The sequence below is a fragment of the Streptomyces sp. NPDC087440 genome, assembly GCF_044744005.1.
Classification (GTDB): Bacteria; Actinomycetota; Actinomycetes; order Streptomycetales; family Streptomycetaceae; genus Streptomyces.
In genome coordinates, this window is record NZ_JBIUXN010000020.1 from 106503 (window position 1) to 130331 (window position 23829).

The window sequence follows — 23829 nt, forward strand, 5'->3', positions numbered from 1 at the left end:
CCGTCAGATCTTGGGGGTCTGCTCATGGTCCGGGTCCTGCCCGAGGGGCGGCTGGCGTACGGGATGCAGTTGCCCGTCCAGTCGCAGAGCGTGATCTATGCGGAAGGGTGGGAGGCGGAGGCCGGGCCCGAAGCGCTGGTCGAGGTGGCGCGGGCCGCCGACCGGGGCGGGTTCGCCTACATCGCGGTCTGCGACCACGTCGCCATTCCCCGGCGGCTGGCCGATGCGATGAGTACGGTCTGGTACGACCCGGTGGCCACCCTCTCCTATCTGGCCGCCGCCACCGAGCGCGTCCAGCTGCTGAGCCATGTGGCGGTCGTCGGGCTGCGGCATCCCCTGGCCGCCGCCAAGCAGTACGCCACGCTGGACCACCTCAGCGGGGGGCGGCTGGTGCTCGGGGTCGGGGCCGGGCACGTGGAGGAGGAATTCGCCGCGCTCGGCGCCGACTTCGCGGGGCGGGGGGCGGTGCTGGACGAGTCGATCGACGCGTTGCGGGCGGCGCTGGGGCCGGAGGAGTTCCCGGAGTTCGCGGGCGAGCGGTACGCCTTCAGCGGGCTCGGGCAGCGGCCGCGCCCGGCGCGGGAACGGGTGCCGGTGTGGGTGGGCGGGTCCTCGCCCGCCGCCGTACGCAGGGCTGCCGTACGGGGTGACGGGTGGCTGCCGCAGGGCGACCCGCGCGACAGACTCCCGTACCAGATAGAGAAGTTGCGGCGGCTGCGGGCCGAGGCGGGGATCGCGGAACCGATCGAGATTGGGGCCATTGCCGAGCCGCTGTACGTCGGCGAGCCCGCCTGGACGGTCGGCCGGCGCACCCTGACCGGCAAGCCGGACGCCCTGGCCGAGTCGCTGCGGGCGTACCGCGCGATGGGCGTGGACCAGATCCAGGTGCGCTTCCGCAGCCGGGGCGTGGCCGAACTCACGGACCAGATGGCGGCGTTCGCCGCGGAAGTGGCCCCGCTGCTCCCGTAGCGCGGGCCGCTCACCGATGAGCCGAAGGAGTGTGCGGGACATGGGCAAGCTGGACGGACGGGTCGTCGTCGTGACGGGTGCGGCGCGCGGGCAGGGCGAGCAGGGGGCCCGGCTCTTCGCGGCGGAGGGCGCGAAGGTGGTGATCGGAGACGTACTGGACGACCAAGGAGCAGCCCTCGCCAAGGAGTTGGGGGAGGACGTGGCGCTCTACATCCACCTCGACGTGAGCCGCGAGGAGGACTGGACGGCGGCCGTCACGGCCGCCAAGGAGGCCTTCGGGAAGATCGACGGGCTGGTCAACAACGCGGGCATCCTGCGCTTCAACGAACTGGTCGACACCCCGCTGGCGGAGTTCCAGCAGATCATCCAGGTCAATCAGGTCGGGGCGTTCCTCGGGATACGCACCGTCGCGCCCGAGATCGAGGCGGCGGGCGGCGGGACCATCGTCAACACCGCCTCGTACACGGCGATGACGGGGATGGCGTACGTCGGGGCCTACGCCGCAACCAAGCACGCGATCCTCGGACTGACCCGGGTGGCGGCGATGGAGCTGGCGGCGAAGGGGATCCGGGTGAACGCGGTGTGCCCGGGGGCGGTGGACACGGCGATGACCAACCCGGCGTCGCTGGACCCGGACGCGGACCCGGAGGCGTCGGCGGCGGGGGTGGCGGAGCTGTACAGGAAGCTGGTGCCGCTCGGGCGGATCGGACGGCCCGAGGAGGTGGCGTCGCTCGCCCTCTTCCTGACCTCCGAGGACTCCTCGTACATCACCGGCCAGCCGTTCGTGGTGGACGGGGGATGGCTGGCCGGGGTCTCCGTCCTCTGACGAGTGACGGGCTATCTGATGGGTCGTCAGTATTGACGGTCCCGTGGTGCGGTGGAACAGTCGGTCGCGTAGGAAACTGACGGAGCGTCAGAAAACATCAAGGACGGTGAACTTCAGTGGAGTTCGGTCTCTTCGTGCAGGGTTACGTGCCTGCCGCGCGTGCCAAGGTCGACCCCGAGGCGGAGCACAAGGCTCTGATCGAGGAGACCGAGTACGTCATCCAGGCGGACAAGTCGGGCTTCAAGTACGCGTGGGCGAGCGAGCACCACTTCCTGGAGGAGTACTCGCACCTGTCGGCGAACGACGTGTTCCTGGGCTACCTGGCGCACGCCACGGAGCGCATTCACCTCGGCTCGGGCATCTTCAACCCGCTCGCACCGGTGAACCACCCGGTGAAGGTGGCGGAGAAGGTCGCCATGCTGGACCACCTGAGCGGCGGGCGCTTCGAGTTCGGGTCGGGTCGGGGGGCCGGGTCGCACGAGATCCTGGGCTTCATGCCGGGGATCACGGACATGAACCACACCAAGGAGATCTGGGAGGAGACGATCTCCGAGTTCCCCAAGATGTGGCTCCAGGACGAGTACGAGGGCTTCCAGGGCAAGCACTGGTCGCTGCCGCCGAGGAAGGTCCTGCCGAAGCCGTACGGGAAGGCGCACCCGGCGATGTGGTACGCGGCGGGGTCCCCGTCGTCGTACGCGATGGCGGGGAAGAAGGGGCTGGGGGTGCTCGGCTTCAGCGTCCAGAAGGTCTCGGACATGGAGTGGGTCGTCGAGTCGTACAAGACGGCGGTGAAGGACGCGGAGCCGGTGGGGGCGTTCGTCAACGACAACGTGATGGTGACGTCCACCGCCATTTGTGCGGAGACGCACGAGAAGGCGGTGCAGGTGGCGGTGAACGGCGGGCTGAACTACCTGCAGTCGCTGCTGTTCCGGTACCACGACACGTTCCCCCGGCCGGAGGGGGTTCCGGAGTGGCCGGAGCTGCTGCCGGAGTACAGCGAGGAGATCATCGAGCTGCTCATCGCAGAGGAGCTGATGATCTGCGGGGACCCGGACGAGGTGCTGAAGCAGTGCCGGAGGTGGGAGCAGGCGGGGGCGGACCAGTTGTCGTTCGGGCTGCCGATCGGGGTGTCGTCGGAGGACACGATGAACACGATTCGGTTGATCGGGGAGCATGTGATTCCGAAGATCGATGCGGATCCCGTACATCGGACCTCGCGGATGCGGCAGGGGTAGGTTGCACGGTTCTGTGCGGGTGGGTGGGTGGCTGGTCGCGCAGTTCCCCGCGCCCCTGAATGCCTGCCCTTCGGGCGGCATATCAGGGGTGCGCCAGCAGCCCAGGAGCGTCGGCACCTCATGCACCAACGACTCCGCCCGCGCCAGGCACATCAGCCCGTCGAGGGGGTACCCCCTGTTCGAGCGAAGCCGAGAACTTGGGGGAGTTTGAGGACGCGCGGCGCAGCCGTGCAGGGGGCAAGGGGCGTAGCCCCGGTAGTGAGCGCAACCCACCCCCCCACAGCCTCGCGAGTTTAGGTGAAGGGGCGGGGCTGGGGCGGGCGCCGCAGGCAACCCCGGTGCCGGGTGCGGCACAGCAGAGCCCTCACCGCAGCCACCCCGGCCCCGCGCGGCCCGTCCCCACCCGGCCTGCGGCCAAGCGAGGCCCCCACCCAAGCCCGGCCCCCCGGCCCCGCCCCATCCCGGCCCCCGGCCCCGCCCCATCCCGGCCCCCGGCCCCGCCCCACCCCGGCCCCCGGCCCGTCCCCGCCCCCGGCCAGTCCCCGCCCCCCCCCACCCGGCGGGCCCCACGGGGGGAACCCCCGAGAGGACGACGAAGACCCCCGAAAGGACCCTCATGCTCGACCACCTCATCCGCAACGCCACCCTCGTCGACGGCACCGGCTCCCCCTCCCGCCCCGCCGACCTCGGCATCCGCGACGGCCGCATCGCAGCAATCGCCGAACCGGGCACGATCCGCGAGGAGTCCCGCACCGAGGAGGACGCCACCGGCCTCGTCCTCGCCCCCGGCTTCGTCGACCCCCACACCCACTACGACGCCCAGCTCTTCTGGGACCCCTACGCCACCCCCTCCCTCAACCACGGCGTCACCACCGTCGCGGGCGGCAACTGCGGCTTCACCCTCGCCCCCCTGCACCCCGACCGCCCCGAGGACGCCGACTACACCCGCCGCATGATGTCCAAGGTCGAGGGCATGGCCCTGGCCGCGCTCGAAGAGGGTGTCGACTGGTCCTGGTCGTCCTTCGCCGAATACCTGGACGCCCTCGAAGGCCGCATCGCCGTCAACGCGGGCTTCATGGTGGGCCATTGCGCACTGCGCCGCTACGTCATGGGCCCCGACGCGGTCACCGACCGCCAGCCCACCAAACAGGAACTCACCGAGATCGTCCGCCTCCTGCACGACGCCATGGACGCCGGAGCCTGGGGCTTCTCCACCACCCAGTCCTCCACCCACTCCGACGGCGACGGCAAGCCCGTCGCCTCCCGGCACGCCCGCCCCGCCGAACTCCTCGCCCTCAGCCAGGCGGTCGGCGAACACGAGGGCACCCAGATAGAGGCGATCGTCGCGGGCTGCCTCGACCAGTTCGACGACGACGAGATCGACCTCTTCGTGGAGATGAGCGCCACCGCCGGACGCCCCCTGAACTGGAACGTCCTCACCATCGACGCCGCCGTCCCCGAACGCGTCCCCCGCCAGCTGGTCCCCAGCGAACGCGCCCGCAAGGCCGGCGGCCGGATCATCGCCCTGACGATGCCGATCCTCACCCCCATGAACATGTCCCTCGGTACCTTCTGCGCCCTCAACCTCATCCCCGGCTGGGGCGAGATCCTCGCCCTCCCCGTCCCCGAACGCATCACCACACTCCGCGACCCGGACACCCGCACCGAAATGCTCCGCCGCGCGAACTCCAAGGAAGCCGGAGTCTTCCGCCGCCTCGCCGACTTCGGCCGCTACGTCATCGGCGACACCTACAGCACGGAGAACGAGAACCTCAGCGGCCGCGTCGTCAACGACATCGCCGCCGAGCGCGGCCAGGACCCCTTCGCCTGCCTCGTCGAGATCTGCGCCAACGACGATCTGCGTACGGTCCTGTGGCCCATGCCCCCGGACAACGACCCCGCGTCCTGGGCCCTGCGCCGCGAGACGTGGACCCACGAGGACGTCATGCTGGGCGGCTCCGACGCGGGCGCCCACCTGGACCGGATGTGCGGCGCCCCGTACACCACCCGCTTCCTCGGCGACTGTCTGCGCGGCCGCAAGCTCCTCCCCCTCGAAGCGGCCGTGAAGATGCTGACCGACGACCCCGCCCAGCTCTTCGGCCTGCGCGAACGCGGCCGCATCGAGGAGGGCTTCCACGCCGACCTGGTCCTCTTCGACCCGGAGCGCATCGACGCGGGCCCCGCCACCCTCGTGCACGACCTGCCCGGCGACAGCCCCCGCCTGGACTCCAAGGCGCTCGGCATCGTGAGCGTCCGCGTCAACGGAGTCGAGACGATCCGCGACGACCGGGTGACCGGCGCGGTCCCGGGCACGGTCCTGCGCTCCGGCCGCGACACGAGGACGGTGAGCACCAAGTGACGCGTACACAAAGGCTGTTGATCGGCGGCGAATGGGTCGACCCCGCCGCCGGACACTACGAGGTGATCAACCCCGCCACCGAGGAGGTCGTCGGCCTCGCCCCCGAGGCGAGCAGGCAGCAGGTGTACGAGGCCGCGGCCGCCGCCCGCGAGGCCTTCGCCTCCTGGTCCCGGACCCGCCCGGAGGAGCGCGCTGCCATCCTCGACCGGGCCGCCGACATCATCCGCCGCGAGGCGGACCCGTACACCCGCCTCGCCCAGGCCGAGACCGGCGCCACCACCGGCACCGCACGCGGCATGCAGGTCGCGGTGGGCGAGGCACGCTTCCGGCGGTACGCGAAAGGTGCGCTGGAGCCGACGGAGACCGCGATCCCGCCGCAGATCAACGCGGCGGGCCCGATGGGCAAGGCCGGCGTCTTCGGAGCCCTGGAGGTCCGCCAGCCGGTCGGTGTCGTCACCTGCATCACCTCCTACAACAACCCCTGGGCCAACCCCTCCGGCAAGATCGCCCCCGCCCTCGCGATGGGCAACACGGTCCTGGTGAAGCCCGCCCCGCAGGACCCGCTGAGCGTCTTCGCGATGGCCGAGGCCCTCACCGAGGCAGGCCTGCCACCAGGCGTCCTCAACGTCGTCAACGGCACGGCGGTCGCCGTCGGCGAGGCGGCCGTCGACGCACCGGACGTCGACATGGTCAGTTTCACCGGCAGCACCCAGGTCGGGCAGCGCATCGCGGAGGTCTGCGGACGCGGCATGAAACGCCAGCTCATGGAGCTGGGCGGCAAGGGCGCGGCCCTCGTCCTCGACGACGCGGACCTCGACTCGGCGGCGATGGGCATCGGCACCACCTTCTCCTTCTACAGCGGCCAGATCTGCACCGCCCCGACCCGCGTCCTCGCCCAACGCTCCGTCTACGAACCCCTGCTGGAGAAACTCCAGGCCTACATCGGCTACCTCAAACTCGGCGACCCCGCCGCCCCCGGCACGGTCGTCGGCCCGGTCATCTCCGCGGCCCACCGCGACCGCGTCGAGTCGTACGTCGAACTCGGCAAGAAGGAGGGCGCCCGCCTGGTCACGGGCGGCGAACGCCCCGCCCTGGACCGGGGTTTCTACGTCGCCCCCACCCTCTTCGCCGACTGCACCAACGACATGCGGATCGTCCGGGAGGAGATCTTCGGCCCGATCGTGGTCGTCGTCCCCTTCGACGACGAGGAGGAGGGCATCGCCCTCGCCAACGACAGCGACTACGGCCTGATCGACTACGTCTGGTCCGGCGACGTCTCCCGCGCCTTCCGCGTCGCCCGCCGCCTGCGCGCCGGAGGCGTCGGCATCAACACCGTCGCCCGCAACATGGAGGCCCCCTTCGGCGGCTTCAAGAAGAGCGGAGTCGGCCGCGACGTGGGCTCCTACGCCCTGCACGCCTACAGCGAGCTCCAGTCCCTGGTCTGGCCGGGCTGACCTGCGGTCGGCAGAGCACCGCCCCTCCGGGTGTCCCGGAGGGGCGGTGGGGGTTTCGTGAGGCTCGTGCGACACCCAACAGGTCGTTTGTCCCGGACTCTTGACTGACTGTCAGCCGGGGGCGATTCTCAACGGGACCTACGCGCGAGTAACGACCGTCACACGTACCAGGTCGTCAGTCGGCGCGTGCCCGTCCCGGACCGAAGGCAGCCCGGATGACCCCCCATCGCAGACGCGGCTTCTACGCCGCCATCGTCACCCTCCTGCTGGCGCTCGGCGTGGCCACCCCACAGGCCGCCGGCGCCGACACCCCCTGGTGGGAGCCGACCGCGCGGCCCACCGCCGACTCGCAGATCAACGTCACCGGCGAACCCTTCAAGGGCACCGACGCCCAGGGCAGGATCCGCGGATTCGTCGACGCCCACAACCACGTCATGTCCAACGAGGGCTTCGGCGGCCGCATCATCTGCGGCAAGCCCTTCGACGAGGCCGGTGTCGCCACCGCCCTCAAGGACTGCCCCGAGCACTACCCGGACGGCGCCCTCGCGCTGTTCGAGAACGTGACCGGCGGAGCCGACGGCCATCACGACCCCGTCGGCTGGCCCACCTTCAAGGACTGGCCCGCCCACAACTCCCTGAGCCACCAGCAGAATTACTACGCCTGGCTGGAGCGCGCCTGGCGCGGTGGTCAGCGGGTGCTGGTCAACGACCTCGTGAGCAATGGGCTGTTGTGTTCGATCTACGCCCGCGACCGGGGCTGCGACGAGATGGACTCCATCCGGCTCCAGGCCCGTAAGACGTACGAGATGCAGGCGTACGTCGACAAGATCTACGGCGGCCCGGGCAAGGGCTTCTTCCGGATCGTGACCGACTCCGAGCAGGCCCGGAAGGTCGCCGAGCAGGGCAAGCTGGCCGTGGTCCTCGGCGTCGAGACCTCCGAGCCCTTCGGCTGCAAGCAGATCCTCGACGTCGCCCAGTGCGGACAGGCCGACATCGACAAGGGCCTCGACGAGCTGTACAAGCTCGGCGTGCGCTCCATGTTCCTGTGCCACAAGTTCGACAACGCGCTGTGCGGCGTGCGGATGGACAACGGAACCATCGGTACGGCCGTCAACATCGGCCAGTTCCTGTCCACCGGCACCTTCTGGAAGACCGAGGAGTGCGTCGGGCCCCAGCAGGACAACCCCGCGGGCAACGCCCAGGCCCCCGCCGAGGTGACCAAGCTGCTGCCCCCGGGCGTCAAGGTCCCCGCCGACAACGGCGGCAAGTGCAACGCCCGCGGTCTCACCGGCCTCGGCGAGTACGCCGTCAAGGGCCTCATGAAACGCAACATGATGCTCGAACTCGACCACATGAGCGTCAAGGCGGCCTCGCGCACCCTGGACCTCCTGGAGTCCGCGAACTACCCCGGCGTCCTCTCCAGCCACAGCTGGATGGACGACAGCTGGCTGGAGCGCCTCTACCGCCTCGGCGGCTTCAAGGCCTCCTACATGGGCGGCGCCGAGGGCTTCGCCAAGGAGTCCGAGGGCACCCGCCCGCTGCGCCAGAAGTACGGCGTCGGCCTCGGCTACGGCACCGACATGAACGGCGTCGGTGGCTGGCCCGCCCCCGTCGGCCCGGACGCCCCCAACGCCGTGAAGTACCCCTTCCGCAGCGCCGACGGCGGCTCCGTCATCGACCGCCAGAAGACCGGCGAGCGCACCTGGGACTTCAACACCGACGGCGGCGCCCACGTCGGCACCGTCCCCGACTGGATCGAGCAGATCCGCCTCAGCGCGGGCCAGGCGGGCAAGGACACGGTGCAGGACCTGATGACCGGCGCCGAGTCCTACCTCACCACCTGGGGGAGGACCGAGACCTACCGGGCCTCCGCCAACCTCGCCGCCGGAGCCCCCGCGAGCGCCAGCTCCGCCGAGTGGAACCCGTTCACCAGTTACGCCGCCGGGCGCGCCGTGGACGGCGACAGCGGCACCCGCTGGGCCAGCGACTGGTCCGACGGCCAGTGGCTGCGCGTCGACCTGGGCAGCGCCCGCACGGTCGGCCGGGTCTCCCTCGACTGGGAGAAGGCCTACGCGAAGGGCTACCGCATCGAGGTCTCGGACGACGGGAACGCCTGGCGGACCGTGTGGTCCACGGACAAGGCCGACGGCGGGCTGGACACGGCCGTGTTCACCCCGGTGCAGGCCCGCTACGTCCGCATGCAGGGCACGGCACGCGCCACCAAGTACGGGTACTCGGTCAAGGAGGCGGCGGTCTACGCCGGTTGACCGGGACACGTAAGCCGGCAGTAGCCCCCGCGCATTCCGCGGGGGCTACTGCCGTACCAGCGCCAGCACCTGGTCCGCCACCGTGTCCAGCACCTCGGCGGCCTTCGCCTCGTCGCCCAGCACCAGGAAGTTGAGGGTGAGCCCGTCGGTGAGGGCGGCCAGGTACCGGGCGGCCGTCGGCTCCGGCACCGTCAGCGTCACGCCCAGCGCGGCGGTGAGCTGCCGGATCACCTTGAGGTGGGCGGTCAGGTAGCGCTCGTACTGCCGCCTGGCGAGGTGCTCGTAACCCGGCTCGCGCAGGGCGTACTGGGTGAGTTCGTACGTCAGCATGTGCTCGCCGCGATGGGCCAGCACATGGTCCCAGTACGCCTGGAGCCCGGCCCGGACCGTCTCGCGCAAGGGGGAGTCTCCCGGGGCGAGCCGGGCCAGCACGTCGGACTCGGAGTGTTCGGAGATCGTGTCCATCACCGCTTCGAGCAGCTCCTGCTTGGAGTCGAAGCAGTAGTGGAAGACGCTCAGCGAGACCCCGGCCTCCGCCACCACGGACCGGGTGGTGGTCTTCGCGACGCCGTCGCGGGCCATCGCCCGGATCGCCGCCTCGACCAGTTGTCGCCGCCGCTGTGCCGCCGGCATCCGCCCCATGGACCCATCCCTCCCCCTGACCGGGCGCCAGGGTATCCGTTCGGCCGAACGGGCGGTCCCCGCCGACACGTGGCGTTCAACCGTTTATCACCAGAGAATCCGTTCAGCATGGCCTCGGACCGAGCGTCGATGGAGGCCAGGAATGAAATTGGGTAGCAACGCGGGGCAAAAGCGGGCGGGACGGAAGGCCGCGGCATTCGCGGCCTGCCTGGTCTCGGCCGCGCTTCTCGTGCCGGGAATTCCGTCGGCGTTCGCAAAGACCGGCGAGGGGATGCTCGCGGGGGCCGGTGGCGGAGAGAGCGCGCAGGCCCGTCCCGGGACGGGCGCGGCCCCCACCCCGCCGCCCCCCGTCACCGGGTACGCCGCCGCCCTCCCCGGCGTCTTCCCCACCGGCGCCCCCGAGCACGCCCCGGCGGACCTGCCCGGCGCGTGCGACCCCGCGCCGGGGAAGACACCGCCCTGGGTGGCGAAGCTGCCCGCCGCGAAGGCCCGGGAGATCACCGGCAAGCAGTGGTACAAGGACTGGCGCACCACCACCCTCTCCCTGTGCACCGACCTGACCCGTGTGCCCGGCGACAACGCGGGCCGCAGAATCGTCTGGCGCGACGACAAGGCCCTGCTGTTCCGCGGCACCGGCGGCCCCGGCTCCGGCGCCTACCGCACGCCCGAGCACGTGTTCAGCACCGGCATGGACCCCACCGAGCTCGGCCCCGGCGGCTCGCTGCGGGTGCGCCCCGGCGTCCAGGTCCCCAACAGCGGCCTCTCCAGCACCTCGTACCGCACCCGCCACCCGAAGATCTTCGGGCAGTGGGTGTACGTCGTGGACGCGCCCGGCGGTCTCGCCGTCGACGCGATGCTGGAGACCGACGCGATGGACCACGAGTCGGAGATCGCCTTCGTCGGCGGAATCAAACCGGAATTCATCGTGGGCGCATTCCGCTACAACGGAAAGGGCGTCTGGAAAATCCCCCTGGAATACCGGGCGAATCCCGGCTACAAGGGCGTCATCCAGAAGCCGGGACCGAACGAGGTCAGCATTCTCTTCGGCACCGGACCCCAGACCCCGGGCACGAGCGTGACCGCCGTCGGAGGCCGCGCCGCCGACCCCTACGGCCGGGCCTTCAACGTCCCGAAGACCGCCGCCACGGCCACCCTGGCGGCCGACGCCGCCGACCCCGACCCGTACTACATGCCCTGGGGCACCATCCCCACCGTCACCCGCAACTGGGCGCTCAAGACCCGCGACCCGTACGTCTCGCTGCGCGCGCAGCCCTGGGCGACCTGCCACAAGCTGGGCGCGATCGAGTTCGTGCCGGGCCTCGGCGGGCTGGTCGACACGCTCGGCGCCAAGCGGCGCAGCACCGTCACCGACCAGAGCGACAAGTTCCTGCTCAATGCGGGGACCTGTTACGACGCGGCCGAGCCGCCCCGCACGGTGAGCGGCTCGCTGGGCGCGGGCGGTGAACTCCCGCTGACCTGGCAGCCGCCAGCGAAGGGCGCCGGGCGCGTGGCCTCGTACGGGGTGTACGTCAGAGGCTCGGACACCCTCGCCTGGCGGCGGGTGGCCACCGTCCCCGTGGGCACCACCCGGTACACGCTGAAGGCCGCCGACGCGCAGCCCGCAGGCATGGCCGACCTGGACCCGGCGCGGCACGCCGGGAGGATCGCGGTCACCGCGCTGTTCACGGACGGCACGGAGACCACCCTGTCCCGGCTGTGCGGCACGGCGCTCGGTGAATTCGGGCGCAAGTGGCGGCAGTCGGGCGGCGCGTCCGGTTCGTACGGCTGCCCGACCTCGGACCCGCAGAGCGTGCCCGGCGGCACGATGCAGCTCTTCTCCGGCGGCACCCTCTACCGGGTCGGCAGCGCCGTGTACGGGGTGCGCCCCGAGGTCGACGCGATCGCCGAGTGGTACCGCTGGCTGGACTCCCACCGGGGCCGCCTCAAGCTCCCCGTCAGCGACGAGCGCGCGGTCAAGGGCGGCAAGCGCCAGGACTTCCAGGGCGGCCGCCTCTACTGGGCCTCCGGCGCGGGCCGCGACGCGGTGTTCCCGGTGTGGGCCACCGGTGCGATCGGTGCGGCGTACCGGTCCTCGGGCGCGGAGAACGGCCCGCTGGGCCTGCCCACCACCCCGGAGTACGCGGTGCCGGGCGGCTGGCGGCAGGACTTCCGGGGCGGCACCGTCTACTGGAGCCGCACGACCGGCATCGTCCCCTCGGCCCCCTGCAAGCGCATCCCCGAGGGCTCCTTCACGCAGAAGTGGTTCGAGGTCGGCGGCGCGAAGAGCAGGCTCCGGTGCCCGGTCGGCGCGTACCGGCCCGCCCGCGCGCAGAGCGGGGGCGTGGTCCAGCAGTTCGACGGGGGCTTCATGTACTGGTCCCGTACGACCGGTACGCACCCGGTGTGGGGCGGCATCGGCACCCGCTACCGGGCGCTGGGCGCGGAGGCCTCGCGGCTGGGCCTGCCGGTCGGCGACGAGGAGCGCCGCAGCAACGGCGACTGGCTCCAGCGCTTCCAGGGCGGCACGCTGATCTGGGTCAGGCGCACCGGCCGGGTGCGCGACTGCCTCGCCCCCGCCGGATCCTTCACCGCGAAGTGGAACGCGCTGGGCGGGGCCACCGGACGCCTCGGCTGCACGGTCGGCGCGCACCGGCCGGCGCGGGCGCGCAGCGGGGGTGTGGTCCAGCAGTTCGACGGGGGCTTCATGTACTGGTCGCGTACGACCGGTACGCACGCGGTGTGGGGCGGCATCGGCACCCGCTACCGCGCGCTGGGCGCGGAGGCCTCGCGGCTGGGCCTGCCGGTCGGCGACGAGGAGCCCGCGGGCAACGGGGACTGGCGGCAGCGCTTCCAGGGCGGGGCGCTGGTGTGGGTGCGGGCGACCGGGCAGGTGAGGGGCTGAGGGAGGCCTTCCCGCAGGGACACGGGGCCCGCCGGACAGTGCGTCCGGCGGGCCCGCCCGCGTCACGGGAAATTTTGAAACCGGGCATATCGGGTGGACCTGCGGTTTCCGCAATGCACAGACGCACCTCCGGGCCTCCGTTCCGAAGGTTTACGGAGTGTTTCACCCGCGATAACCTCGCATGAATCGGGCGCCCGACCCCCTCAACTCAAGGATCTTGAACCGGACTTTCAGCTTCCGGATGTGGAAACCGCAGGGTCTAACGTCCCTTTCATGACACAGGTGGAAACAAAGCCGCAGGCCGGAGACCCGGTAACGGGCGTCGCACGGGGGCCCGAGGGGGCAGCCCTGCACACATCCGGCGACGGCGTACGCAGCAAGGGCCTCGGCGGCAACTCCGTCGGCCTCCTCGGCAGCGCGGTCATCGGCATCTCCACCGTCGCCCCCGTCTACTGCCTGACCTCCACCCTCGGCTCCACCGCCGGCGAGGTCGGCCTCCAGATGCCCGCGATCTTCCTCGCCGGGTTCCTGCCGATGCTGCTGGTCGCCTTCGCGTACCGCGAGCTGAACAAGGTGATGCCGGACTGCGGCACCTCCTTCACCTGGACCGTGAAGGCCTTCGGGCCCCGGGTCGGCTGGATGTGCGGCTGGGGACTGGTCGTCGCGACGATCATCGTCCTCTCCAACCTGGCGGGCGTGGCCACCTCGTACTTCTGGCTGCTGGCCGGTGAGCTGACGGGCAGCGAGAAGGTGGCCGCCCTGGAGGGCAACAAACCCGTCCACATCCTCACCTGCCTCGCCCTCATCGCCCTGGCGACCCTGGTCAGCTACCGGGGCATGACCGCGACGAAGGGCGTGCAGTACGCCCTGGTCGGCCTCCAGCTCGCCGTCCTCGCCGTCTTCGTCGTCATGGCCTTCAGCAAGGCGGGCAGCGACCTGCCCGCGTTCGCGGGCGGGCTCGACTTCTCCTGGTCCTGGTTCAACCCCTTCTCGGTGGGCTCCTTCGCCGCCTTCACCGCCGGGCTCTCCCTCTCGATCTTCATGTACTGGGGCTGGGACGCCTGTCTCACCGCCAACGAGGAGACCACCGGCAGCGAGAAGACCCCCGGCCGCGCGGCCCTCATCGCGATGGTCGTCCTGGTCGGCTCCTACCTCGCCACCGCCGTCGCCGCGCAGATGGCCGTCGGCTCCGGCGACAAGGGCCTGGGCCTCGGCAACCCCGACACCTCCGACAACGTCTTCGCCGCGCTCGCGGGCCCCGTCATGGGCCCCGTCCTCGGCATCGCGCTCTTCGTCGCGGTCCTGGCCTCCGCCACCGCGAGCCTCCAGACGACCTTCATCCCGGTCGCCCGCACGGTCCTCGCCATGTCGGCGTACGAGGCGCTCCCGGCCTCCTACTCCGCCGTCCACCCGCGCTTCAAGAGCCCGGGGCGGGCGACGGTCCACGCGGGGGTCGCGACCGGCATCTTCTACACGGTCATGACCCTGGTCAGCGAGCACGTCCTCGTCGACACGATCTACGCACTCGGCCTCATGATCTGCTTCTACTACGCGCTGACGTCCTTCGCCTGTGCGTGGTACTTCCGCCGCGAACTGACGGCGTCGTTCCGGGACGCGGTCTTCAAGGGGGTCTTCCCGCTGCTCGGCGGAGCGCTCCTCACCGCGGTCTTCTTCAAGACCCTGTACGACATGTGGGACCCGGCGTACGGGAGCGGGTCGTCCGTCTTCGGGGTGGGCTCCGTCTTTGTGATCGGGGTGGGTCTTCTCCTTGTCGGGTTCGTCATCATGCTGGTGATGCAGCGGCGGAGCCCGGCCTTCTTCCGCGGCGAGATCCTCACCAAGGACACCCCGTCCTTGACCATCCAGGACTGACCTCCTGGTCCCACACCGGCCCCTTCGACCCACACCGGTCCCTTCGGGGTGCTGTCCCTTCCGCCCGTACTCCTGGGGCTCCGCCTCTTGCCGCCCCGCCCCCCTTGGCTCCGCCTCTTGCCGCCGCGCCCCCTTGGGCGACGGGGCCGCCCCAAGGGGGCGGAACGGGCGGGCAAGGGGGCGGCCCGCCCGACTCCGGGCCACCCCCGTTCCGGCCCTCTCGCCACCGGGGCAGCCCGACACCGGCCCCTGGCCGAGCGCCTGCTCCGGCTGCGCGCCACCGCCAGGGCCCCGGCCCGCCCCCGTACCGGGCAACGTGCGGCCCCGTCCTGCCCAGGCAGAAGAGGCCCCAGACCCGCCCCTCCACCTAAAGCGCTCGCCGCGCGGCCATTGCACGGTTCCGTGCCGGAGCGTCGTGGCTGGTCGCGCAGTTCCCCGCGCCCCTGAAGGGGCGCCTGAGCTGCCCGGTACGAGAAGGGGAGCGCTCGCGCCCGACGAGCCGTCCGGGAGCCGTCCGGGAGCCGTCCGGCACCGGAAGGGAGCGCCCGCGCGGCGGAGCCGCACATCGGAACAGCCCCGTGCCCCTTCAAGGGCGGGCCTGCAGGAAGATCGGGTTGGTGAAGGCGGCGAGCGGGCCGGGAAGGCCCGCCCCGGCACCCGGGTGGCGGACCTCCGCGCGTATGTAGGAGGCGTACGACGCCGTCGTCGTCCAGTCCAGCCCGGCGGCCGCGCCCCCGCACACCGCCCCCTGGTCGGTGACCAGACGGCTCGTGCAGCCCGCCGCCGCCCCCTCCACCCTCAGCCGGACGGCGACCCGCGCGTCCGGGGCCAGTTCGAGCCGCCCGCCCAGCGTCGCCGTGCGGCCGCCACCCCGCACCTCGGTCACCGTCAGGTCCACCACCAGCCCCGACGACTCCGCGACGTACGAACGCCCCTCCCGCAGCCCCGACAGGATCCCCTCCCGCGACAGGGAGTCCGCGAGGACCACGGTCTGCGGGAGCCCGACCCGGTCGGGGTCGCGGTGGGCGTCACTGTTCCCCATGGCCGGAGTCCAACGCCCGCCCAGCCCCAGGGACTTGTCCCAGGCCTGCAAGGAGACCTCGTCGTCCGGGGTGTACGGCCCGTTCCACACCTCCACCGCATCGGCGTCCCGCATCCCGAACTGCCAGCCGCAGCCGAGGCAGGTGGCGTGCGGGTGGGCGGGCACGACCAGACCCCCCGCCCGGCGGATCTCGCGCGCGAACCGGCCGAAGCGGTTGTCGCGGGCCCTGTAGCGCCAGTCGGTGTGGGTGCCGGGGTCGGTGCCGAGCGCCAGCACGTGGCCGTTGCGGGTGGTGACCTCCTCGCCGGTCAGGATGAGGAGGTCGTCGCCCCACAGGCCCTCCCAACTGGCGTGCGAGGAGGGCGTGTTGTGCTCTGTTGTCGTGATGAAGTCGAGTCCGGCCGCCCGCGCGAGCGCCGCGATCCCGGCAGGCGTGCGGCGGCCGTCGGAGTGGACGGAGTGCAGGTGGCAGTCGCCCCGGTACCAGGCCCGGCCCCGCCCCTTCGCGCGGGAGGGCGGGTGGACGGGGCGGGGGGTGCGGGCGGTCGGCCCGGGGGTGAGGGTGACGGTCACCTCGTACGGGAGGCCCTGCGGGGCGACCGTGTACGGGGCGAGGGCGACGTGCCAGGTGCCGGGGCGGACCGGCCCCGGCAGGTACCCGGGCGTCGCCGCGTCCCCCCGTACGAAGAACTCGCTCCGGGCCCCGCCCGACCACCCCCGGAACCCCGGCCCGCCCAGCGCCGTACCACGTTCGTCGAAGAGCCCGATGTCGAGCGCGTTGCCGGGAACGCCGGGGGGCGGCGCGGGACGCTCGTACGCGTACGAGACATGCAACTCCCGTATCCCGCGCGGTACTTCGACAGGAAGGTGTACGAAGTCGGGTGCGCCGGGTGGGAGGGTGCCCCGCACGGTACGGGTGAACGGGCCCTCGCCGGAGGCGTCGGAGGCCGCCCGGGCGAAGGACAGGGGGGCCAGCGTGAGCACCGCCGCCGCACCGGCGGTGAACAGGGCGCGTCGGGAGGTGTGGTGTTCCGTCGACTCCCCGGACTCCGGCGGCTTCGTCATGGGAGCGAGGGTGGCCCGCTCACGTGGACCGGCGGTTGCGGCGCAGCAGATAGAGGATGACGAGCACGATCAGGATCACGACGACGACGCCGATGATGATGCCGATCACCTTGCCGATCTTCGACTTGGACTTCTTCTTCACCTTCTTGGGCTTGGGCCTGGCGATCGCATGGGCATCGGCGGAAGAGGCAGCGGCAGCGGCAGCGGCCGAGGTGGAGTGGGTGGCGGAGCCCTGCGCGGCGGCGACGGACACCGCTGTCGCCGTGCGGGGTGCGGCCGAGGCCGACGAGAGGGAGAGGGCGGGCGCGCCCAGGAAGAGGGTGCCCGCGAGGAGGAAGGTGGTGGTGGTCCTGGTGCGGATGCGCATGGTGGGGGCCTTCCCGTACGGAACGGGTGGGGATCGGGGCCCTTGCGGACCCTCGGCTTTCGGCACGCTACGCCTTAGCGTGAGGCGGCTAACAGGTTCCCGACGAAGGAGTTTGCATGCGTGTCTCAGCCACCGTCTTCCTGACCGACGAGACGATCACGCCGGTGCGGCTGGCGCGGGAACTGGAGGCGCGGGGCTTCGCCGGGCTCTACCTCCCCGAGCACACGCACATACCGGTGGGCCGGGAGACGGCGTACCCCGGCGGCGGGGAACTGCCGCGCGAGTACGGCCGTACCCTCGACCCCTTCGTCGCGCTGGGTCAGGCGGCGGCCGTGACGGAACGCCTGGCCCTCGGCACCGGGATCACGCTGATCACCCAGCACGACCCGATCGACCTCGCCAAGCAGGTGGCGACCCTGGACCACCTGTCGGGCGGCCGTTTCACGCTGGGCCTGGGCTTCGGGTGGAACAAGGAGGAGGCGGCGGACCACGGGGTGCAGTGGTCGAGCCGCCGTGACCTGGGTCGCGACCGGGTCGCCCTGATGCGGGCCCTCTGGTCCGCCGAACCCACCGCCTACGCGGGCGAGTTCGGCTCGGTCCGCGCGAGCGAGGCCCACCCGAAACCGGCCGGTGGGGCGCCGCGCATCCTGCTGGGCGGGGCGGCGGGACCGCGCCTCTTCGCGGACATCGCGGCGTACGCGGACGGGTGGATGCCGATCGGGGGCCGCGGGCTGTCGGAGTCGATCCCCGAGCTGCGCCGCGTCTGGGAGGCCGCGGGCCGCGACCCGAAAGCACTCCAGGTGGTGCCGTACGCGGTGCTGCCGAGCCCGGGCAAGCTGGCGCACTACGCGGAGTTGGGCGTGGAGGAGGTCGTGCTGCAGCTGCCTCCGGCGGGGGAGGGGGAGGTGCTGGGCGTACTGGAGGAGTACGCCACGTACCTGTGAGGCGTCCCCAGGGGCGCGGGGCTGTTTCGATGTGCGGCTCCGCCGCGCGGGCGCGCCCCGTCAGGGGCGCGGGGAACTGCGCGCTCAGCCACGACGCGTCCGCACGGGAACCGTGCATGCCCCCGCGGGTTTAGGTGAAGGGGCGGGGCTGGGGACCCCCTTGCCCCGGCGGGGCAGAGCTGCGCATGTCCGGTGCCGGGAGGCGGGCCCGGGGCCCGGGCGGTGACGCGCGTCCGGCGCAGGGGAAAGGGGGCCGGAGCCCGAGGGAGTCAGGAGGAGGGAGGTGTGGGGGCCAGCCCGGGGGTGGCTTCGGGGGAGAGGGGGAGGGCCGGGGCGAAGAGTTCGGGACGGGAGTCCGGGAGGTCCCGGTAGGCGAGGGGCATCTGTGCCCCCTCCGTGTGCAGCAGCACCGGCACCATCCCGTCCCACCGCCCCATCTCACACCCGTTCACCCGCGAGTACACCGCCTCCACCGGCCGCCCCTTCCACGTCCCCGAGATCCGCCCCACCGCCGGCCCCCCGTACTGATCCGTGCAGACCGCGTCGGCCGGCACCGGGGCGAACGGGTCGTCGCCCGGCATCCCGTCCAGGTGGTCGCAGGCCGGCTGCGGCCACGGGTGGTTGCCGCCCGCCGGGTGGCAGGTCAGCTCCCACGTGCCGTCGTGCGTCATGTACCCGGACGCGCCGACCGTGACGGTGAGCCGGTCCACCGCACCGTCCCCGTCCGCGGCCTGGGCGGCGGGCACCCCCGCCCCGAGCACGGCGAGCAGAGGCAGCACGGCGGCACCACGGAGGGGTCGGGGAACAAGCGGGACACGGCGCATACGGGGCTCCTGGAGGAGAGGGAGAGGAGACGACAGGTGTGCTCCGTCTAACGCCCCCTGGCCCCCGATGTCACGTGAGTGTCGAACGTATCCTCGGAGGATGACCAGCTCCGCAGCGCACCCCACCAGCCAAGGTCCCCGCCGAGGTCCCACGGACAACGCGATGCGGCGCGCCCTCAAACGCGCCCGGGACGGCGTCGCCCTCGACGTCACCGAGGCCGCCGTCCTCCTCCAGGCCCGCGGCGAGAACCTCACGGACCTCTCCGCCTCCGCAGCCCGCGTGCGGGACGCGGGACTTGAGGCCGCCGGACGACCGGGCGTCATCACGTACTCGAAGAAGGTCTTCATCCCGCTCACCCGGCTCTGCCGGGACAAGTGCCACTACTGCACCTTCGTCACGGTCCCCGGCAAGCTCCGCCGCGCCGGGCACGGCATGTACCTGTCTCCCGACGAGGTCCTCGACATCGCCCGCAAGGGTGCCGAAATGGGCTGCAAGGAGGCCCTGTTCACGCTCGGCGACCGGCCCGAGGAGCGCTGGCCCGAGGCACGGGAGTGGCTGGAGGCGGAGGGGTACGACGACACCCTCGCGTACGTACGGGCCATGGCCATCCGCGTCCTGGAGGAGACCGGGCTCCTCCCGCACCTCAACCCCGGCGTGATGACCTGGACCGAGCTCCAGCGGCTGAAGCCCGTCGCGCCCTCCATGGGCATGATGCTGGAGACCACCGCGACCCGCCTGTGGAGCGAGCCCGGCGGCCCGCACCACGGCTCCCCGGACAAGGAGCCCGCCGTCCGGCTGCGGGCACTTGAGGACGCGGGCCGCTCCAACGTGCCCTTCACCACCGGCATCCTGATCGGCATCGGCGAGAACTACGAGGAGCGCGCCGACTCCCTCTTCGCCCTGCGCAAGACGGCCCGCGCCTACCACGGCATCCAGGAAGTCATCGTCCAGAACTTCCGCGCCAAGCCCGACACGGCGATGGGCAAGATGCCGGACGCGGAGCTGGAGGAGCTGGCAGCGACCATCGCCGTCGCCCGGCACATCCTCGGCCCGTCCGCCCGCATCCAGGCCCCGCCGAACCTCGTGGACGAGGAGTACGCGCTGATCATCGGGGCGGGCATCGACGACTGGGGCGGGGTGTCGCCGCTGACGCCCGACCACGTCAACCCCGAGCGTCCGTGGCCGCACATCGACCAACTCGGCGCCCGTACCGCCGAGTCCGGCTTCGCGCTGCGTGAACGCCTCACCATCTACCCCGAGTTCATCCAGCGCGGCGAGCCCTGGCTCGACCCGCGCATCCTCCCGCACGTGACCGCCCTCGCCGACCCGGCCACCGGTCTCGCCCGTGAGGACGTCAAGCCCACCGGCCTGCCCTGGCAGGAGCCCGACGAGGCGTTCACCGGCGCGGGCCGCACCGACCTGCACCGCACCATCGACACCACCGGCCGCACCGGCGACCGGCGCAACGACTTCGACGCGGTGTACGGCGACTGGGAGGCCCTGCGCGAGGCCGCCGCGCCCGGCATGGTGCCCTCCCCGATGAGCGGCGACCTCAGCCGCATCGACGGCGAGGTGAAGGCGGCACTGTCGCAAGCCGCCGCCGATCCCACCAAGTTGACGGACGCTCAGGCGCTCACCCTCTTCCACGCCGACGGCCCCGCCCTCGACGAGCTGTGCCGCATCGCCGACACCCTGCGCCGTGACGTCGTGGGCGACGACGTCACGTACATCGTCACCAGGAACATCAACTTCACCAACGTCTGCTACACCGGCTGCCGGTTCTGCGCCTTCGCCCAGCGCCGCACGGACGCCGACGCGTACACGCTGTCCTTGGACCAGGTCGCCGACCGCGCCGCCCAGGCGTGGGACGTGGGCGCGGTCGAGGTCTGCATGCAGGGCGGCATCCACCCGGACCTGCCCGGCACCGCGTACTTCGACATCGCGAAGGCCGTCAAGGACCGCGTGCCCGGCATGCACGTGCACGCCTTCTCGCCGATGGAGGTCGTCAACGGGGCCACCAGGACCGGGCTTTCGTTCCGGGAGTGGCTGACCGCCGCCAAGGAGGCGGGCCTGGGATCCATCCCGGGCACCGCCGCCGAGATCCTCGACGACGAGGTGCGGTGGATCCTCACCAAGGGCAAGCTGCCCACCGCCGAGTGGATCGACGTCATCAAGACCGCCCACGAGGTCGGACTGCGGTCCTCCTCCACGATGATGTACGGGCACGTGGACCAGCCCCGCCACTGGCTCGGCCACCTGCGCACCCTCGCCCGCATCCAGCAGGAGACGGGCGGCTTCACGGAGTTCGTGACGCTGCCGTTCATCCACACCAACGCACCCGTCTACCTCGCGGGCATCGCCCGGCCCGGCCCCACCGTCCGCGACAACCGGGCCGTCACCGCCATGGCCCGCCTCCTCCTGCACCCGCACATCACCAACATCCAGACCAGCTGGGTGAAGCTGGGCGCGGAGGGCGCGGCCGAGATGCTGCGCTCCGGGGCGAACGACCTGGGCGGCACGCTGATGGAGGAGACCATCTCCCGGATGGCCGGGTCGAGTTACGGTTCGTACCGCTCGATCCAGGACCTCGTGGCCATCGCGGACGCCGCGGGCCGCCCGTCGAGGCCGCGCACGACGCTGTACGGCGAGGTGCCGCAGGAGCGGGTGGACGCGGCGCACGCCTCGGACGGCCACCTGCCGGAACTGCTGCCGGTGCTGGGGGACTGACCCGCAACCACCGGTCGGGAAAGGGCGTCGTCGCTGATGCGGCGGCGCCCTTCGGCGTTCCCGTGCGCTCACTTCCGCCCGGCATCAAGAAAGCGTAAAGACTGCCGGGATCGGGCAATGTCGAATGTCAGTGCGGCGTGCGAGAGTGCAGGCAGGTCAGTGAAATCAAGGACCTGGCGCGCACAGGGGAGGGAGCAGGCATGACTTTGTTTCTCGGTCTCGGCATCGCGGGTGTGGTGCTGCTGCTCCTCGCGCTGGTCTTCGACGGGGTGTTGGAGAGCCTCTTCGGCGGCTTCTCCGCCCTGGAGGGACTGTTCGACGGTCTCCTTTCGCTGCCGGTGATCGCGGGTTTCACGGCGATGCTCGGCTTCGCCGGAGCGATCACGCTCGGTACGACGGGCCTCGGCGCCGGTGCCGCCACGGGGGTGGGCATCGTCGCCGGGTTCGTCGCGGCCTGGCTCACCTGGAAGTTCACCCGGGCGCTCATGCGCGACCAGACGGACGCGACACCGCGCGGCGAGGACCTGATCGGGACCTCCGGTTCGGTCGTCACCGCGATCCCCGCCGAGGGGTACGGAGAAGTGCTCGTGCACCTCGGCGGCCAGCCGGTGAAGTACGCGGCGAAGAGCGCGACACCGGTGGCCCGGGGCGCCGACGTCTGGGTCGAGGCGAGCCTGTCCTCGACGTCCGTGTCGGTGCGGCCCGTCGAGCGCTGAGCCCGTCCCGACCCCTCCCGTCCCGTGCCGTTCCGTCCCGTGCTGTTCCGTTCCGTCCCGCCGCGCCCGCGGCCAGGCCCTTCCGGTCGTGCTGCCCGCCCGTACCGCTGAATTCGTCCCATCCACATCGGGGGAATGCCCATGAGCCCAGTCGTCATCGCCGTCGTCGGAGTCGTCGTACTCCTCGTCCTGCTCGCCCTCGTCGTCATCTCGCGGTACAAGGTCGCGGGGCCCAGCGAGGCGTTCATCATCACCGGGCGGCGCGGCAAGAAGTCCACCGATCCGGTCACCGGCCGGATCAGCACCGACAACAGCGGCCAGAAGGTCGTGGTCGGCGGCGGCGTCTTCGTCGTGCCGTTCGTGCAGCAGCGGTCCACGCTCGACCTGTCGAGCCGTCAGATCCCCATCTCCGTGCGGGGTGCCGTCACCCTGCGCGGGGTGAAGGCCAACCTCGAAGGCGTCGCGATCGTCAAGGTCGGCGGCAACGAGGACGCGATCCGGGCCGCCGCCCAGCGCTTCCTCCAGCAGCAGGGCTCGATCGTCGGCTTCACCCAGGAAGTGCTCTCGGGCGCGCTGCGCGCCATCGTCGGCCGGATGTCGGTCGAGGACATCATCCGGGACCGGGCCGCGTTCGCCGGGCAGGTCGCGGAGGAGGCCGAGGCCAGCCTCTCCGGGCAGGGCCTGGTGCTCGACGCCTTCCAGATCCACGACATCACCACCGAGGGCTCCTACCTGGAGGACCTGGGCCGCCCCGAGGCCGCCCGCGCCCGCCAGGAGGCCGACATCGCGGAGGCCATCGCCAAGCGGGCCTCCGAGCAGGCCCGGCTGAAGGCCGCCGAGGAGATCGCCGTCGCCGAGCGGACCTTCTACCTCAAGCAGGCCGAGATCCGCGTCGAGACGGAGGCGGCGGCCGCGAAGGCGAACGCCGCGGGACCGCTCGCCGAGGCCGCCCGCCAGCAGGAAGTCCTCTCCGAGCAGGAGAAGGTCGCCCAGCGGCAGGCCGCCCTGACCGACCGCGAGCTCGACACCAAGGTCCGCAAGCCCGCCGACGCCGCCCGCTACCAGGCCGAGCAGGAGGCCGAGGCGCGCCGGATCAGCCAGGTCAAGGAGGCCGAGGCGGACGCCGAGCGCTCCCGTCTGACCGGTGAGGGCGAGAAGCTGCGCCGTGCCGCGCTGGCCGAGGCGGTCCGTATCGAGGGCGAGTCCGAGGCCGCCGCGATCGCCGCGAAGGGTTCGGCGGAGGCCGAGGCCATGCAGAAGAAGGCCGACGCGTTCGCCCAGTACGGGGACGCGGCCGTCATCCAGATGCTGGTGGAGGCGCTGCCGCAGGTCGTCGCGAAGGCGTCCGAGCCGCTCAGCGCCATCGACAAGATGACCGTGATCTCGACGGACGGCGCCTCTCAGCTGTCGCGGACCGTCACGGACAACGTCGCGCAGGGGATGGAGCTGCTCAGCTCCACGACGGGGGTCGACCTGGCGGGGCTGCTGAAGGGGATCGCGGAGAAGCAGGCTGGTGCTGGTGCTGGTGCTGGTGCTGGTGCTGGTGCCGGTGCTGGTGCTGGTGCCGGGGCCGCTTCCGGTGCTGCCGCGAACGGGCAGATTCCCATCACCGACTGA

At 71.8% G+C, this 23829-nt stretch carries 16 protein-coding genes; 12 read left to right on the forward strand and 4 right to left on the reverse strand.

What is annotated here, in order from left to right:
• Window positions 1-24 precede the first annotated feature (24 nt).
• The 6 genes from ACIO3O_RS32120 to ACIO3O_RS32145 all read left to right on the forward strand — a co-directional run bounded on the left by ACIO3O_RS32120 (window position 25) and on the right by ACIO3O_RS32145 (window position 9110).
• The gene (locus tag ACIO3O_RS32120; RefSeq protein WP_401752021.1) at window positions 25-969 is read left to right on the forward strand and encodes a TIGR03619 family F420-dependent LLM class oxidoreductase; all 945 of its coding nucleotides are present in this window, start codon (window positions 25-27) and stop codon (window positions 967-969) included.
• A 40-nt stretch (window positions 970-1009) separates the two neighbouring features.
• A complete protein-coding gene (locus ACIO3O_RS32125) occupies window positions 1010-1795 on the forward strand; it encodes an SDR family NAD(P)-dependent oxidoreductase (RefSeq protein ID WP_401752023.1) in 786 nt (261 codons plus the stop codon).
• Between the two features lie 116 nt (window positions 1796-1911).
• Window positions 1912-3030, forward strand: a complete 1119-nt coding sequence (locus tag ACIO3O_RS32130) for an LLM class flavin-dependent oxidoreductase (protein ID WP_401752025.1) — start codon at window positions 1912-1914, stop codon at window positions 3028-3030.
• 616 nt (window positions 3031-3646) lie between these two features.
• On the forward strand, window positions 3647-5389 hold the full coding sequence (locus tag ACIO3O_RS32135) for an amidohydrolase family protein (protein WP_401752027.1): 1743 nt from the start codon (window positions 3647-3649) through the stop codon (window positions 5387-5389).
• Window positions 5386-6843 carry an aldehyde dehydrogenase family protein gene (locus ACIO3O_RS32140; RefSeq protein ID WP_401752029.1) on the forward strand — a complete coding sequence of 486 codons (1458 nt, stop codon included), beginning with the start codon at window positions 5386-5388 and terminating at the stop codon, window positions 6841-6843. Before ACIO3O_RS32135 ends, ACIO3O_RS32140 begins: the two co-directional genes overlap by 4 nt.
• Before the next feature lie 215 nt (window positions 6844-7058).
• Window positions 7059-9110, forward strand: a complete 2052-nt coding sequence (locus ACIO3O_RS32145; RefSeq protein ID WP_401752031.1) for a discoidin domain-containing protein — start codon at window positions 7059-7061, stop codon at window positions 9108-9110.
• Window positions 9111-9155: 45 nt separating this feature from the next.
• On the opposite strand, the gene ACIO3O_RS32150 is transcribed toward ACIO3O_RS32145, so the two are convergent.
• The gene (locus ACIO3O_RS32150) at window positions 9156-9752 is read right to left on the reverse strand and encodes a TetR/AcrR family transcriptional regulator (RefSeq protein ID WP_401752033.1); all 597 of its coding nucleotides are present in this window, start codon (window positions 9750-9752) and stop codon (window positions 9156-9158) included.
• Window positions 9753-9894: 142 nt separating this feature from the next.
• Here ACIO3O_RS32150 and ACIO3O_RS32155 point away from each other — a divergent pair, with 142 nt between their 5' ends.
• A complete protein-coding gene (locus tag ACIO3O_RS32155) occupies window positions 9895-12654 on the forward strand; it encodes a hypothetical protein (RefSeq protein ID WP_401752035.1) in 2760 nt (919 codons plus the stop codon).
• A gap of 273 nt (window positions 12655-12927) precedes the next feature.
• Window positions 12928-14526 carry an APC family permease gene (locus ACIO3O_RS32160; RefSeq protein WP_401752036.1) on the forward strand — a complete coding sequence of 533 codons (1599 nt, stop codon included), beginning with the start codon at window positions 12928-12930 and terminating at the stop codon, window positions 14524-14526.
• Between the two features lie 586 nt (window positions 14527-15112).
• On the opposite strand, the gene ACIO3O_RS32165 is transcribed toward ACIO3O_RS32160, so the two are convergent.
• Both ACIO3O_RS32165 and ACIO3O_RS32170 read right to left on the reverse strand, forming a co-directional pair.
• The gene (locus tag ACIO3O_RS32165; RefSeq protein WP_401752037.1) at window positions 15113-16633 is read right to left on the reverse strand and encodes a CehA/McbA family metallohydrolase; all 1521 of its coding nucleotides are present in this window, start codon (window positions 16631-16633) and stop codon (window positions 15113-15115) included.
• Between the two features lie 19 nt (window positions 16634-16652).
• On the reverse strand, window positions 16653-17000 hold the full coding sequence (locus tag ACIO3O_RS32170) for a hypothetical protein (protein ID WP_401752039.1): 348 nt from the start codon (window positions 16998-17000) through the stop codon (window positions 16653-16655).
• Window positions 17001-17116: 116 nt separating this feature from the next.
• Here ACIO3O_RS32170 and ACIO3O_RS32175 point away from each other — a divergent pair, with 116 nt between their 5' ends.
• Window positions 17117-17944 carry an LLM class F420-dependent oxidoreductase gene (locus tag ACIO3O_RS32175; RefSeq protein ID WP_401752041.1) on the forward strand — a complete coding sequence of 276 codons (828 nt, stop codon included), beginning with the start codon at window positions 17117-17119 and terminating at the stop codon, window positions 17942-17944.
• A gap of 269 nt (window positions 17945-18213) precedes the next feature.
• Here ACIO3O_RS32175 and ACIO3O_RS32180 read toward each other — a convergent pair whose 3' ends face one another.
• Window positions 18214-18723 carry an SSI family serine proteinase inhibitor gene (locus ACIO3O_RS32180; protein ID WP_401752043.1) on the reverse strand — a complete coding sequence of 170 codons (510 nt, stop codon included), beginning with the start codon at window positions 18721-18723 and terminating at the stop codon, window positions 18214-18216.
• A 145-nt stretch (window positions 18724-18868) separates the two neighbouring features.
• Between ACIO3O_RS32180 and ACIO3O_RS32185 the strand changes: the two genes are divergently transcribed.
• From ACIO3O_RS32185 to ACIO3O_RS32195, 3 genes are all read left to right on the forward strand, one after another.
• Window positions 18869-21496, forward strand: a complete 2628-nt coding sequence (locus ACIO3O_RS32185; RefSeq protein ID WP_401752045.1) for a bifunctional FO biosynthesis protein CofGH — start codon at window positions 18869-18871, stop codon at window positions 21494-21496.
• Window positions 21497-21696: 200 nt separating this feature from the next.
• Window positions 21697-22212 carry a hypothetical protein gene (locus ACIO3O_RS32190; protein WP_401752047.1) on the forward strand — a complete coding sequence of 172 codons (516 nt, stop codon included), beginning with the start codon at window positions 21697-21699 and terminating at the stop codon, window positions 22210-22212.
• A gap of 141 nt (window positions 22213-22353) precedes the next feature.
• Window positions 22354-23829, forward strand: a complete 1476-nt coding sequence (locus ACIO3O_RS32195; RefSeq protein ID WP_401752049.1) for a flotillin family protein — start codon at window positions 22354-22356, stop codon at window positions 23827-23829.